This is a genomic window from Pedobacter sp. GW460-11-11-14-TSB4 (genome assembly GCF_059423705.1).
Genome location: NZ_JBWKYI010000010.1, coordinates 65,600 through 80,339 on the forward strand (window position 1 = coordinate 65,600; position 14,740 = coordinate 80,339).

Annotated in this window: 15 protein-coding genes; 13 read left to right on the forward strand and 2 right to left on the reverse strand. The window is 38.1% G+C overall.

Features of this window, described 5'->3' with window-relative positions:
• Positions 1-236: 236 nt before the first annotated feature.
• Together AC07YT_RS12120 and AC07YT_RS12125 are read left to right on the forward strand one after the other, a co-directional pair.
• Positions 237-2,186: an amino acid permease gene (locus AC07YT_RS12120; protein ID WP_086547453.1), complete on the forward strand. Its 1,950-nt coding sequence runs from the start codon at positions 237-239 to the stop codon at positions 2,184-2,186.
• Positions 2,187-2,290: 104 nt separating this feature from the next.
• Positions 2,291-2,836 carry a transposase gene (locus tag AC07YT_RS12125; RefSeq protein ID WP_494945329.1) on the forward strand — a complete coding sequence of 182 codons (546 nt, stop codon included), beginning with the start codon at positions 2,291-2,293 and terminating at the stop codon, positions 2,834-2,836.
• A gap of 156 nt (positions 2,837-2,992) precedes the next feature.
• Here AC07YT_RS12125 and AC07YT_RS12130 read toward each other — a convergent pair whose 3' ends face one another.
• Both AC07YT_RS12130 and AC07YT_RS12135 read right to left on the reverse strand, forming a co-directional pair.
• Positions 2,993-3,118 carry a hypothetical protein gene (locus AC07YT_RS12130; protein ID WP_478359608.1) on the reverse strand — a complete coding sequence of 42 codons (126 nt, stop codon included), beginning with the start codon at positions 3,116-3,118 and terminating at the stop codon, positions 2,993-2,995.
• Between the two features lie 30 nt (positions 3,119-3,148).
• Positions 3,149-5,107 (reverse strand): KUP/HAK/KT family potassium transporter, encoded by a 1,959-nt coding sequence (locus tag AC07YT_RS12135; protein WP_086547454.1) that lies wholly within the window; start codon positions 5,105-5,107, stop codon positions 3,149-3,151.
• Positions 5,108-5,287: 180 nt separating this feature from the next.
• Between AC07YT_RS12135 and AC07YT_RS12140 the strand changes: the two genes are divergently transcribed.
• The 11 genes from AC07YT_RS12140 (at position 5,288) to AC07YT_RS12190 (ending at position 14,659) form a co-directional block, all read left to right on the forward strand.
• Positions 5,288-5,818, forward strand: coding sequence for a T9SS type A sorting domain-containing protein (locus AC07YT_RS12140; RefSeq protein ID WP_494945330.1), 531 nt, complete (start codon positions 5,288-5,290; stop codon positions 5,816-5,818).
• 75 nt (positions 5,819-5,893) lie between these two features.
• Positions 5,894-6,505 carry a fumarylacetoacetate hydrolase family protein gene (locus AC07YT_RS12145; protein ID WP_086547456.1) on the forward strand — a complete coding sequence of 204 codons (612 nt, stop codon included), beginning with the start codon at positions 5,894-5,896 and terminating at the stop codon, positions 6,503-6,505.
• A 3-nt stretch (positions 6,506-6,508) separates the two neighbouring features.
• The gene (locus tag AC07YT_RS12150; RefSeq protein WP_086547457.1) at positions 6,509-8,242 is read left to right on the forward strand and encodes a M23 family metallopeptidase; all 1,734 of its coding nucleotides are present in this window, start codon (positions 6,509-6,511) and stop codon (positions 8,240-8,242) included.
• A gap of 171 nt (positions 8,243-8,413) precedes the next feature.
• Entirely contained in the window at positions 8,414-8,878 is a 465-nt protein-coding gene (bcp, locus tag AC07YT_RS12155) for a thioredoxin-dependent thiol peroxidase (RefSeq protein ID WP_086547458.1), read from the forward strand.
• Between the two features lie 57 nt (positions 8,879-8,935).
• The gene (locus tag AC07YT_RS12160; RefSeq protein WP_086547459.1) at positions 8,936-9,781 is read left to right on the forward strand and encodes a transketolase; all 846 of its coding nucleotides are present in this window, start codon (positions 8,936-8,938) and stop codon (positions 9,779-9,781) included.
• A gap of 128 nt (positions 9,782-9,909) precedes the next feature.
• Entirely contained in the window at positions 9,910-10,866 is a 957-nt protein-coding gene (locus AC07YT_RS12165; protein ID WP_029274068.1) for a transketolase family protein, read from the forward strand.
• 99 nt (positions 10,867-10,965) lie between these two features.
• A complete protein-coding gene (locus AC07YT_RS12170) occupies positions 10,966-11,526 on the forward strand; it encodes an RNA polymerase sigma factor (RefSeq protein WP_025145705.1) in 561 nt (186 codons plus the stop codon).
• Between the two features lie 33 nt (positions 11,527-11,559).
• Positions 11,560-12,216: a hypothetical protein gene (locus AC07YT_RS12175; protein WP_086547460.1), complete on the forward strand. Its 657-nt coding sequence runs from the start codon at positions 11,560-11,562 to the stop codon at positions 12,214-12,216.
• Between the two features lie 5 nt (positions 12,217-12,221).
• Positions 12,222-12,662 carry a hypothetical protein gene (locus AC07YT_RS12180; RefSeq protein ID WP_086549393.1) on the forward strand — a complete coding sequence of 147 codons (441 nt, stop codon included), beginning with the start codon at positions 12,222-12,224 and terminating at the stop codon, positions 12,660-12,662.
• Between the two features lie 70 nt (positions 12,663-12,732).
• Positions 12,733-13,929, forward strand: a complete 1,197-nt coding sequence (locus AC07YT_RS12185; RefSeq protein WP_494945331.1) for an aspartate aminotransferase family protein — start codon at positions 12,733-12,735, stop codon at positions 13,927-13,929.
• A 52-nt stretch (positions 13,930-13,981) separates the two neighbouring features.
• Entirely contained in the window at positions 13,982-14,659 is a 678-nt protein-coding gene (locus AC07YT_RS12190) for a response regulator transcription factor (protein ID WP_086547461.1), read from the forward strand.
• Positions 14,660-14,740 lie beyond the last annotated feature (81 nt).

The following is a 14,740-nucleotide window of genomic DNA, read 5'->3' on the forward strand; positions in this document are numbered from 1 at the left end:
TATTTATCTGTTTGATTATTGACAGCAAAATTAGGGCTTTCACTTAGCGTAAAATTATGCGAATCAAACAAAGGATTATTCAAGCCAAATAATTACGAATTTTTACTTTAATCTAATAATTGACGCTTTATTCGACGGCATTTGCGCTCCAAAAAGCAGTGTATTGAAAATTATATCCTGCTTTAAACGTTTTTAACCAAACTTTTTATAAGTTTGAAGAAACAAGCAAACAAAAGATGTTCGAAAAGCTATTCAGAAAGAAATCCATTTCCAAGATATTACAAGATGCGGCAAAAGGCTATGGCGACCATGAAAACACATTACATAAAACACTAGGTGTACGCGATTTAACAGCTTTTGGAATTGCAGCGATTATTGGAGCAGGAATTTTTAGTACGATTGGTAAAGCAAGTGCTGATGGTGGCCCGGCAGTAATCTTTTTGTTTATTTTTACAGCAGTAGCCTGTAGTTTTGCGGCCTTTGCTTATGCAGAGTTTGCTTCGATGGTACCTGTTTCTGGTAGCGCTTACACCTATTCTTATGTAGCTTTCGGCGAATTGGTAGCCTGGATTATCGGTTGGTCGCTTATTATGGAATATTCAATCGGTAATATTACAGTAGCCATATCCTGGTCTGATTACTTTACCGGACTACTCTCCACCATCAAAATACCTCCCCTCGGCATCGAGGGCATCCATGTACCCGACTGGATGACAATGGATTACCTCAGTGCTTACAACGGACATAAACACGCGGAAGCCCTTTTGGCTGCTGGCAAAAACCTGGCAGACTTAGATTCGGCTACAGCCCTGGCCAATAATGCATGGCTTACGGCCCCAAAAATTGGCAGTTTTCACCTCGTTGCAGATATTCCTGCCTTAGGCATTATTATTTTAATTACCTGGTTAATTTACCGTGGCATGAAAGAAAGCCGCAATGCCAGCAACGCCATGGTAGTGGTTAAACTTGCGGTAATTCTTTTGGTATTAGCGGTAGGTATATTTTATGTAGACACCAAAAACTGGGATCCATTTGCTCCGAACGGTGTTTCCGGGGTTTTAAAAGGTGTTTCAGCAGTGTTTTTTGCCTATATCGGTTTCGATGCCATTTCTACAACAGCCGAAGAATGTAAAAATCCACAGCGCGATTTACCCCGCGGAATGATGTGGGCCATTATTATCTGTACCATCCTTTATGTGGCTATTGCACTGGTTTTAACCGGTATTGTTAAATCGGATACTTTAGCCGTTGGCGACCCGCTAGCATTCGTTTTTGATCAGATTAACTTAAAATTAATGAGTGGTATTATTGCAGTAAGTGCCGTATTTGCCATGGCCAGTGTACTTTTGGTTTTCCAAATGGGTCAACCCCGTATCTGGATGAGCATGAGCAGAGATGGCTTATTGCCAAAATCTTTTTCGAAAATCCATCCAAAATATAAAACACCCTCATTTGCAACTATTGTGGTTGGATTTGTAGTGGCTGTACCATCATTATTTATGAACCTGACCATCGTTACCGATCTGTGTTCTATCGGAACATTATTCGCTTTTGTACTGGTTTGTGCAGGGGTTTTGGTATTGCAGAACAGACCTGATGTTCAACGTGGAAAATTCAAAATACCTTATGTAAACAGTAAGTTTATTATTCCTGTTGTTTTAATTGCGACCATCATTTTTGCATTCACAAAATATGGGAAAGAAACCAAAGCCTTCTTTTTCAATTCGCCTAAAACAATCCAAACGGTAACTTTTGTTACTTCTTTAAGTGGCGATGAACTGAAAATTGTTAAAGAAGAAATTGTTAAAAATGCGGCTCCTCAAATTATTTTAGCAGAAAAAGTAGATGCAGAATCTTATTTAAGTGCATTACCGGCTGATCGTTACGAACAGTTTATTTCAGCATCAAAAGTACCTGTAGAAAAGAAATACGAAAGTGGCTGGGGTTTATTTAAACACAAAATCCCAATGTGGATTTTCCTGATCATCTGCGTAATCATTACCTACTACTGCATCACCAAAAACCTGTCGTTAATCCCTGTTCTAGGATTAATCAGCTGTTTGTACATGATGTGCGAGCTGGGCATTTCAAACTGGATCGGTTTCGGTATCTGGTTAGTGGTTGGGCTTGTGGTTTATTTTGCCTATGGTTACAGACATAGTAAATTGGCAAAAATTGAAAGTTAATATCTATCGGTCGGTGTCTCACCGACCGAAACAAATTTCATAGCAACTACTATCATTTTTTGTATCTTGTGTTTAAATTATCCCTGCAACTTAGATACTAAATAATGCATATCTTTCATAAAAGACAGGGACAAATGGATTATAACTATCCATATTTCTACACAGATACCATCTGCAATTTTGCACATTTATTAAATGATGATAACTTAAAAATGATCATCATAAATTCACTGAAATTTTTAGTTAATCAAAAACTTATTGAAGTATATGGTTATGTGATTATGCCCAACCACATCCATTTAATCTGGAATATGTTGAAATTAAACGGAAAGGAAGCTCCTGCAGCCAGCTTTACAAAATTTACAGCACACGAGTTCAGAAAGCACCTGTTAGTTAATAATCCTACAATATTGAAACAATACAGTTCTGAAAAGAATGATAGAGTTTTTCAATTCTGGAAAAGAGATCCATTGGCTATCCCTTTGAATAAGGAAAACATTTTGATACAGAAACTAGATTACATACATGATAATCCGATTAAAGAAAAATGGAATTTGTATACATATCCGGACGATTATAAATGGAGTAGCGCAAATTTTTACGAAACAGGGATTGATGAATTCGGGATTCTTACACATTTCAGAGATTAGATGTTTCGGTCGGTGAGACACCGACCGATAGCTTTCGGGTAAACCCCTGAAACAAGTCCAGAATGACGATTGAAGCCTGATGCATCAAGCTGATCTGATAGTTAGTATTCCATTTATAAAACAAAATTCCCTTTCTTTAACAGAAAGAGGAATTATTTATTTCTTCTTTATAAAAGCCAGTGCTGTAATCATCACCAGACCTAATCCAGAGGCAATCATATAATTATTGGCATGATCAAGATGGTATAGCTTAGCTACAGGCCCGGCTATAAATAAACTCATTGCCAATATTAGAATCGCGGTCCTCATTAATTAAACCGGTAATCTATTCAATTCAATATCATCTGGTGTAACGAAAATCAATGGAACTTTCTCTACATCAACATAACTGCTATCCAAACCAAAACTCCGCTCTTCTGATAAACTCAATTTTTTAAGGATAAAGTAGTAATCCATAATCTGTCTCTCGTAGAAACTGAGTTTAGTAAACTTAGATAAATGTTTTTCTAAAAGAACAAACCTGAAATCGCCTGCAATTTTATGCTTGTTTAACGAAGTATACTGACTGGTAATATCGATCTCTCCGTTTTTCACTAACTCTTCAACCACTTTACGGTACAATAAATTCACCCGTTGCTCAATCCTGAAACCTAATCTAAAATCAATTCTGATTAGTTTGCCAGGAATTAGGAATTCAACTTTATAATCTAAGGTATACGGCTCGTCCATTACGTCAACATGCACCAACCAGTATACATCAGCACGTTTTGGTTCCTTTTGTATAATAGAATAGATAATTTTCGATTCGATCTCCGTTTTAAAGTTCGCACTCGTTAAATAAACCAGTTGAGAAGAGTATTTCGGTACCGATTCGTCACCGCTGAGTTCGGTTAAAATCTCATAATAATCTTCAATTTCGACATATTTAACAAAGCGGTTTTTGATTTTACGGGCCACAAACCAACTCCACATTACGGTGAACAATAACGAACCGATTAATACTGTTACCCAACCACCGTGTAAGAATTTGGTTAAATTACTGATCAAAAATGTTCCTTCAATAATTACATAGGTAAAAAAGAATATGGCAACTAAATATTTCGGGAAACGTTTACTTCTCAAATAAAAACTCACCAGAATGGTCGTCATTAACATGGCTATGGTGATCGATAAACCATAGGCCGCATCCATTTTCTCTGCTTTTTGAAACAGCAGTACAATACCACAGCAACCAATCCACAACATCCAGTTAATCGAGGGAACATATAACTGGCCCTTAGAAACTGATGGATAAACGATTTTAATTTTAGGCCAAAGGTTTAAACGTACTGCCTCCGCAATTAAGGTAAAGGAGCCACTTATTAAAGCCTGACTGGCAATTACTGCCGCCATCGTCGCCAGTATAACCATTGGAATTTGAAACTGATCGGGAACGATCTGAAAAAATGGATTCATTTTAGCACCAGGAACATAATTCCCGCTGTTCTGCAAAATCCAGACACCTTGTCCTAAATAGTTTAGAATAAGGGTTAATTTCACAAAAATCCAGCTGGTTCTGATGTTGTTTCTACCGCAGTGACCCAAGTCAGAATATAAAGCCTCTGCCCCTGTTGTACATAAAAATACGCCACCCAGAATTAAAAACGCCAGTTTATTGGTAACCAGTAAATGAATGGCATAGTAAGGATTAAATGCCTTTAGGATAGTGAAATCTTTAATAATAAAAGATACACCTAAAACACCCAAAACCGCAAACCAAACAAACATTACCGGACCAAATAGCTTCCCAACCAGGTTGGTTCCGAACTGCTGGATAATAAATAAGATGGTTAAAATGGTTAACACAATCGGAATAACCGGCACCTCAAACTTACTGGTAAGTCCCTCAATGGCCGATGTTACGGTAATACTGGGGGTGATAATACCATCTGCAAGTAAGGCACAACCACCTACAACGGCCGGAACGACCAGCCATTTAGCCTTTTTGCGCACCAGCGAGAATAAAGAGAAAATACCACCCTCACCTTTATTATCGGCTCTTAGGGTAATAATAACATACTTAATGGTGGTTTGTAAGGTTAATGTCCAGATGATACATGATAAAACGCCCAGAACATTTGTTGGATTGATATCCTGCTTCCCCCCTAAAATAGTTGTAAAAATTGCATTTAAGGTATATAGAGGTGATGTACCAATGTCACCGAACACAATTCCTAAACTAATTAGAACACCGCCGGCGGTTAACGCGTTGACATTTTTATGATTTGACACTTCGTTGATTATTTTAGTGCGGCAAAAGTAAACTAACTATAACAATTTAACAACCAAATTATTGTGTATTTTCAACACTATGAAAATTAAATTTTATTGTTAAATTGTGTTAAATTATGGGTTTTAAACAAAATGTTTAATTTCTTTGTTTTAAATTAATACATTTGCTATACCAATTTGATGAAACTCTACACTAAGATAACGTTACTCACAAAACTTGCCTGCACATTGTGCATGGTTTTGCTGTGCAGCGTAAATTCTTGGTCGCAACAAACTGATAGCATTCGCATTAGCTTAAAAAACAGAACAAAAAAAGTAAGCCGGATTCCTGAAATTAAAGCGAATATTACGCCTTACAAACCACTTTATATGACAGTTGGTGGCTCCGGAATGTTCAATGCTTACTCTACAACGCCTAAAAATGCAACGGTTGTAACGAAAGATAAATTGTTAACCATCGTAAAAATATACCCAAATCCGGTAGAAGATCAGTTAAATATTATTTTATCGATCGGAAAAGATGGTACGCAAACCACAATTAAAATCATCGATTTATTAGGAAATGAAGTGGCAACACTTTCAAACGAGCGTTTAAATGCCGGTGAGCAAACCAAAAGCTTCGTCATCCCTAACCGAATTAACCCGGGTATTTACTTTTTAAGGGTTATTGCCGGTTCAGAAAGCCAGGTAAAACGGATCTCAGTTTTATAACACCATTTTCTTTTCTATTTTTGATTGATGTGGATTTAATTTCCCTCTATTTTATCATATTTCATATTCTTAAGAATGAAGATCATCGCCATTGGCCGAAATTATGCCGAACATGCAAAAGAACTGAATAACCCGGTTCCTACTACACCCGTAATTTTCCTGAAACCTGATACCGCTGTTTTAAAAGATAATAAACCTTTTTACCTGCCCGATTTTTCTGACGATGTTCACTACGAACTGGAAGTGGTGTTAAAAATCTGCAAGGAAGGAAAACATATTGCCGAAAAATTTGCTGCCAATTATTACGATGAAGTAGGCCTCGGAATCGATTTCACTGCACGCGATATCCAGAGCAAACACAAAGAAAAGGGATTACCCTGGGAGCTGGCCAAAGCTTTTGATAACTCTGCGCCAATCAGTATTTTTCACCCTAAAAGTGATTTCGAAGATCTTTACAACCTAAATTTCGAGTTAAAGATAAATGGTGAGCGCCGTCAGGTTGGCCATACTAAAGATTTGTTATTCTCGTTCGAGAAGATAATTAGCTTTGTTTCTCAATATATTACTTTAAAAAAAGGCGATTTAATTTTTACGGGAACACCACAGGGTGTCGGAAAAATAAATAAAGGCGACAAATTGGAAGCCTGGTTAGAAGGAAAGCAACTTTTAAATTTTGATGTAAAGTAACGAATGATTAAAAACCCGATCCAGTACAAGTTAAAATTTTCCGTTTCAATTTGCCTTTTATTTGTTTCAATCCTTGTTCAGGCACAACAGATTTTCAGTACGAATAAATACCCGATTACAGATTTCAGACAACCTTTAGACATAGCCCCTCCTGCCCTCGCAGGTTCTTTTGGAGAAATCAGGGGCAATCACTTCCATTCCGGAATTGATTTCAGGACCAATCAGCGAGAAGGTTATCCTGTTTACGCCGTTGCGGATGGATACATTTCGAGATTAAGGGTACAGAATAGTGGCTTCGGACAAGCGCTGTACATCAATCATCCTAATGGTTTTACCACAGTTTACGGCCACTTACAGCGTTTCGCCCCAAAAATTGCCACAATTGTTAAAAATCTCGAATACGAAAAGAAATCCTTTGAGATTGATGAGTTTCCTGATGCGACTTTAATTCCGGTACATAAAGGCGAAATTATTGCCTGGTCTGGTAACCGTGGTAGCTCAGGCGGTCCGCATTTACATTTTGAAATCAGAGATACCAAAACGGAAGAAACCATAAATCCACAGTTTTTCGGAATCATCATACCCGATAACATTCCGCCTGTTATTCATGGTATGTATGTGTACCGTTTAAACGGTAAAACCTTTAACGAATCGACACCTAAACAAGCCATTGGTATTAGCGGCACAAATGGTAGTTATAAAACCACAGCACCCATTAGCTTAACTGGCGAGGTGGGTTTCGGTATTGTGGTAACTGATCGGCATAATGGTTTATCCGGCACCAATGGTGTATATTCCATTCAGTTAGAAGTAGATGGCAAGAAAGTATACACTTCTGCCCTTGAACGATTTGCTTTCGAAGATAGTAAAGCCATTAATTCGCATATCGATTATCCTACCTACGTAAATACTAAAAGAAGTATCCAGAAAAGTTTTGTTGAGCCGGGTAATCCTTTGAAAATTTATAGTGGTTTAGTCAATAGTGGTAGAATTAATTTCAACGATGGTGCCACACATCAGCTCCGTTACATTATTACCGATTCGAAAGGAAATTCATCTGTTTTGCCTTTCACGGTAAATGCGGGTTTAGCACCGATAGCAAAAGCAAGTGTTCCTGCAGGCATCATTTACCCATATAATAAGGTGAATGAATTTAATACCGACGATATCAAGGTCGTTTTCCCTCAGGGAACATTGTACAGCGATTTAAACTTCACTTATAAAAAACTGCCTAAACCAGCTGGTAATGCCTGGTCGGCACTGCACCAGATCCATAATCGATATACGCCATTACACATTGGTTTCGATATTTCCATTAAGGCTGATGATCTTCCGGAGAACTTAAGAAGCAAAGCTTTGATTGTAAACTCAAATGGCTCATCGCAAGGCGGATTTTTCGAAAATGGCTTCGTTAAAGCTACACCAAAAAACTTTGGTAGCTTTTATATTGCCACCGATACCATTGCACCACGGATAGTACCCGTAAATATTGCTGAAGGAAAAAGCATGGCAGGTTTATCTAAAATATTTTTCAGGATCAGCGATAACCTGTCTGGAATAAAAAGTTTTAACGGATATATTGATGGCAAGTGGGCATTGATGGAATTCGATACCAAAACCGCAACACTGTGGCACAGTTTTGACGAAAGAACAGCTTCTGGAAAACATACACTGGAATTAGTTGTAGCAGACATGAAAGAGAATACCCGAAAATATACGGTAACATTTTTCAGATAGGGAAAGGATTGTGAATTTTACGAATTTCATGATCAAATTCCATGTTTTGAACCGAGAAATGTCATCTTTTAACATATATCCAACAGTATAATAGCTTAAACTGTTTAAATTGCACAGCGGTTAACAATAACGATTAACCGATTCAAACAGTTAACCGATTAACCAATAATTATGGCAGAGTTAAAAGAAGGTGATCAGGCACCGGCAATTACATCAAAAGATCAAAACGGCACTGAAGTTTCGTTAAGCGATTATAAAGGCAAAACAGTTGTGCTTTACTTTTATCCGAAAGACGATACACCTGGTTGTACCGCCGAAGCTTGCGATTTCAGGGATAACTATCAGGGTTTACAGGCCAAAGGCATTGTCGTTCTAGGCGTAAGTGTTGATGACGAAAAATCGCACCAGAAATTTGTAACCAAACACAATTTACCATTTACCCTCCTGGCCGATACCGATCAGAAAATTGTAAATGACTATGGCGTTTGGGCAGAAAAAAACATGTATGGCAAAAAATACATGGGCACGGTTCGCACCACTTTCATTATAGATGGTGATGGAAAAATTACGCATATCATCAAAAAGGTTGACACAAAAAATTCAACTCAACAAGTACTCGATTTAATCAATAACTAATTATGATATAGCGGGTAAAATATTACCTTTGCTATGTAACAACAACCTCTTATTTTAATGAAACATACAATTAAAGAGCTAGAAGATATTGCCTCTCAAATCAGAAGAGATATCGTAAGAATGGTTCACGGATGTCAATCTGGTCACCCAGGCGCTTCGCTTGGATGTGCAGATTTTTTTACCGCTTTATATTTTGAAGTATTGAACCACAAAACAGATTTCACGATGGAAGGCGCAGGCGAAGATTTATTCTTCCTTTCGAACGGACATATTTCTCCGGTTTGGTACAGTACATTGGCTCATGCCGGTTATTTCGATAAAAGCGAACTGGCAACTTTCCGTAAACTAGATTCCAGATTACAAGGTCACCCAACTACCCACGAACATCTACCAGGTATCCGTATTGCTTCGGGTTCACTAGGCCAGGGTTTATCAGTAGCCATTGGCGCTGCATTGGCTAAAAGGTTAAATGGCGATAAATCTTACATTTTTGCCTTATTGGGTGATGGAGAATTACAGGAAGGACAAAACTGGGAAGCAGCTATGTTTGCTCCTTTCAATAAAGTAGATCATTTAATTGCATCTGTTGATTATAACGGACAACAAATTGATGGTCCTACCAGTAAAGTTCTTGCCTTAGATGATTTACAAGCTAAATTCGAAGCTTTCGGATGGCACGTCATTAATACTGACGGTAACGATATGCAAGCCATTGTTGAAGGCTTACATTATGCTAAAACACTAACCGGAAAAGGTAAACCAATCTTAAATTTAATGAGTACGCAGATGGGTGCTGGTGTAGATTATATGATGGGTACACACAAATGGCATGGTACTGCGCCTAATGATGAACAGTTGGCTGCAGCTTTAGCACAATTACCAGAAACTTTAGGGGATTACTAGCCCCCCTTACCCCCTGAAGGGGGCGTAAATAACTTTTAATTTTAACTACAAATAAAGCCCCTTTAGGGGTTTGGGGTATGAAAACCTGCGAAGCAAGCTTGAACACCTTTAAATAAAAATATAAGCTCGTGAAAAAATATACATATACAGAAAAAAAAGATACACGTTCGGGTTTTGGCGCTGGCTTACATGAGGCTGGAAAGAAAAACGAAAATGTGGTTGCCTTATGTGCCGATTTAGTTGGATCGCTTAAAATGGATGCTTTTATTAAAGATTTTCCTGAGCGTTTTACACAGGTTGGTATTGCAGAGGCAAACATGATCGGTATTGCAGCAGGTATGACCATTGGTGGTAAAATCCCTTTTACAGGTACTTTTGCCAACTTTTCTACAGGCCGTGTTTACGATCAGATCCGTCAATCGGTAGCTTATTCTAACAAAAACGTTAAAATCTGCGCATCTCATGCTGGCTTAACCTTAGGTGAGGATGGTGCAACACACCAGATTTTAGAAGATATTGGCTTAATGAAAATGTTGCCAGGAATGGTGGTGATTAATCCTTGCGATTACAACCAAACCAAAGCCGCAACCATGGCTATTGCAGAATATGAAGGTCCGGTTTATTTACGTTTTGGCCGTCCGGTAATCCCTGTATTTACAGATCCTGATCAAAAATTCGAGATCGGTAAAGCATGGATGGTTAATGAAGGAACAGATGTAACCATTATTGCTACAGGCCATATGGTTTGGAAAGCAATCGAAGCTGGTGAGAAATTAGCTGAATTGGGTATCGATGCTGAAATTATTAATATTCACACCATTAAACCTTTGGATGACGAAGCCATCTTAAAATCAGTGAAGAAAACCGGTTGTGTAGTTACCTGCGAAGAGCATAATAAATTTGGTGGCTTAGGCGAAAGCGTAGCCCGTTTATTAACAACCGAATTGCCAACTCCACAAGAGTTTGTAGCCACTAACGATACTTTTGGCGAAAGCGGAACACCAGATCAATTGATGTCTAAATATGGCTTAGATGCTGTAAACATTGTTGAAGCTGTTCAAAAAGTAATTGGCAGAAAAAAATAGATTTGGGACATTAGATATGAGAAAATTAGATGTGAGATTTGAGACGTTGTGTCTAAGCGAATCTCACGTCTCATATCTCGCATCTCATCTAAAAAAATAATGAAACAAGTTGAAGATTCAGAAATTCTTGCCATGTTTGCGGTCGAGCGCACGCGTAATGAAGCCTTTAACCTGTTGTTGAAAAAATATCAGCAAAAAATATACTGGCACATCCGCAGGCTGGTTTTAAACCATGATGATTGTGACGATCTTTTGCAGGAGGTATTTGTTAAGGTTTGGAAAAACCTCGATAAATTTAGGAGCGATTCTCAACTTTATACCTGGATTTATCGTATCGCGACCAACGAATCCATCACTTTCTTAAACAAGCAAAAACAGCGGAACAATACACCTTTAGACGAAGTATCATCCGAGCTTGCCGATAACCTGGTTGCCTCATCTTATTTTAACGGTGATAAACTTGAGCTTAAACTGCAAAAAGCAATCCTTACCTTACCTGAAAAACAACGGATTATCTTCAACATGAAATATTTTGATGATATGAAATATGAAGAAATTTCGGAAGTTTTAGGCACCTCAGTAGGCGCTTTAAAAGCATCATTTCACATCGCGGCGAAAAAAATTGAAGCTTTTATTACAAATGATGAAATAGACTATTAAACCTTTTCACTTTAATTGTATCATATATCTGTGATGAACGAAAATATAGAAAATAACGATTGGATGAACGAAGCTCCTGCACTTGCGGCAATGGGGAAACGCAATCCATTCGCCGTTCCTGATGGATATTTCGAAAATTGTGATGAGGCTATTTTTTCTGCTGTCTTTTTAGATGGATTGAAACATAAAACCAACAACAATAATTTTGAAGTTCCGCAGCATTATTTTGAAGATTTAACGGAACGGATACAAACCAGAATTGCCCTGTCTGAAATACCTAAGGCAGAACAGGCCTTTGCTGTGCCCGAAAATTATTTCGATACCCTGCAGGGTAGAATTGCCGATAGGATTGCAGCAGCGGAGCCTAAAAAAGAAGCTAAAGTTATTCCTTTATGGAGACGCAACATTGTTAAATATGCAAGTGCTGCCTGTTTTTTACTAATGGCTTCATTTGGCGTTTATTTTTACCAGAATGGCTCAACTTCTACGGTTCAGCAGGTACAATCTGCAGAAGCAATAAATGAGCAACTATTGTACGATATTGATGAAAGTACAATTATCGATCATTTAGAAGCGCAAAATACCACATCATCTAATATAAAAACTACTTCTGCGTCAGATACAGAAATGGAAAACTACATCTTGAGTAATTTCTCGTCAAGTGATTTATCTCAGGAATTAAATAATTAATGAAAATGAAAAATTTACTTTTTGTTGCTTTAATGTTTCTATTGCCCACTACACTTTTGGCACAAAGGCCTAAGGGAGAAGAAATAGAATCACTTAAAATAGCTTTTTTCACTCAAAAATTAGACTTATCACCAGAGGAGGCTAAGATTTTCTGGCCGATTTATAACGATATGCAGGCAGAACAAAATGCCCTGCGTAAAGAACGCATGCAGAAAATGATCTCTTTCAGAAAAACGACTGAAATAGATAACCTTACGGATGCACAGGTGCAAAGTTTAATTACCAGAGAATTCGATTTTAAACAAAAGGACCTTAATCTCGATAAAAAATATTACAACAAACTTAAAGCGGTATTGCCGATAAAAGTGGTAGGCAAGTTTTACCGGGCACAGGAAGGTTTTAAACGCGAGTTACTCAATAGATTTAAAGGCGGCCAAAAGCAATAAAGAAAAAGACTTACAGCAATGTAGGTCTTTTTTGTTTTAAAGCACTCTTTCATTTCCGTACTTTTGTCCCATGCTTACCCAACGTCAGTTGTTTTTACAACACAATGCACAAACCTCTCCAGAGCCGCTTATGCTCGAATTTGTAAGGGCAAAAGGAATCTACATTTACGATGCCCAAAACAAAAAACACATCGATCTTATTGCTGGTATCGGCGTAAGTAATGTTGGCCATTGCCATCCCGCCGTAGTGAAGGCCATTCAGGAGCAGGCAGAAACCTATATGCACCTGATGGTTTATGGCGAATATGTGCAAACACCTCAGGTAAATTTCGCCAAGGCCCTAGCCGATATTTTGCCCGAAAGCTTAAGCTGCACCTATTTTTTAAATTCAGGAACTGAGGCTGTAGAAGGTGCCATGAAACTGGCCAAACGTTACACTGGCCGCAAAGGATTTATTGCCTGCAAAAATGCTTACCATGGTAGTACCCAGGGTGCTGAAAGTTTAATGGAAAGCGATTTTTATTCTTCTGGATACGGCCCTTTCCTGCCTCATGTAAGTTTTATTGAGCATAATAACCTTGCTGATCTCGAAAAAATAACCAACGAAATTGCTGCTGTTTTTATCGAACCTATACAAGGAGAAGCTGGAATAAGAGTTTCCGATTTAAGCTATATGCAAGCATTGCGGACTAAATGCACCGAAACCGGAACTTTGTTAATCTTCGACGAAATACAATCAGGCTTTGGCCGCAGCGGTAAAATGTTTGCTTTCGAGCATTACAATGTTGTACCAGATGTGCTGCTCCTGGCGAAAGGAATTGGTGGCGGAATGCCCATAGGGGCGTTTATCAGTTCGCTGGAGATCATGTCGGTATTATCGCATACACCAATTTTGGGTCACATGACAACTTTTGGGGGTCACCCGGTTTGTTGCGCTGCCGGATTGGCTACTTTACGTACCCTGGTTGATGATCACATTGTTGATGAAGTTGAAGAAAAAGGGCAATTGTTTAAACAGCTCCTTCAACATCCTGCTATTAAAGAAATCCGCGGCAAAGGCTTAATGCTGGCCGTTGAGTTTGAAAATTTCGAAATCAATAAAAAAATTATCGATGCCTGTATCTTAGACGGTGTATTGTCAGACTGGTTTTTACACTGCAGCAATTCAATGCGCATCGCTCCCCCTTTAATTATTACTAAAGAAGAAATTGCAGAAGCTTGCACAATCATTCTTAAAAATGTAAATTCAGTTTTCGGTTCACAGTGAGCAATTTTCAGTTTACAAAGAATTGAACAATAAAACACTTTAGCAAAATAAGATGAATGTACTAATCGTTGAAGATGAAAAAAGCCTGGCGCTTGAAATGGATGAATTCCTGAGTAAAGAAGGATTTATTGTAGAGCATGCCTGGAAAAAATCTTCTGCAGAAGAAAAGATATTTGTAAACAATTACGATTTCATTTTATTAGATCTGGGCTTGCCCGATGGCGATGGTTTCGATATTTTGAAACAATTAAAATCGACGAAAGACCGGGATGACGCCGTAATCATTTTAACTGCCCGTAGTGCCGTAGACGACCGGATTAAAGGCCTTGATGAAGGTGCAGACGATTATTTACCCAAACCATTTTCGCTAAATGAACTTTTAGCGCGTATGCACGCCATTACCCGTAGAAAACACAAGCTAGAAAAAAACGAAATCAACATTCATAACTTTCTGCTCAATATTCAGAACAGGACCGTTTCATTTGGTGATGAAAGATTAAACCTCACCAAAAAGGAATTTGAAATATTTAACTATTTGGTGCTGAATAAAAACCGCGTGGTATCGAGAATGAGTTTAACGGAACACGTTTGGGGAGATATTTTAGAAGTCAATTCTGATTCCAACTTTGTTGATGTTCATGTTAAAAACCTGCGAAAAAAACTTGCAGCGGTTAGCCCGATAGACTGGTTTGAAACGGTAAGAAGTATTGGCTACAGGATTAATTGCTAAAAAGTCGGGAAGTCGGAGGTCCGAAGTCGGAAGAATTAAGTTGGGAAACAGTTAACCGATTTAAACAATTAACCGATTAAC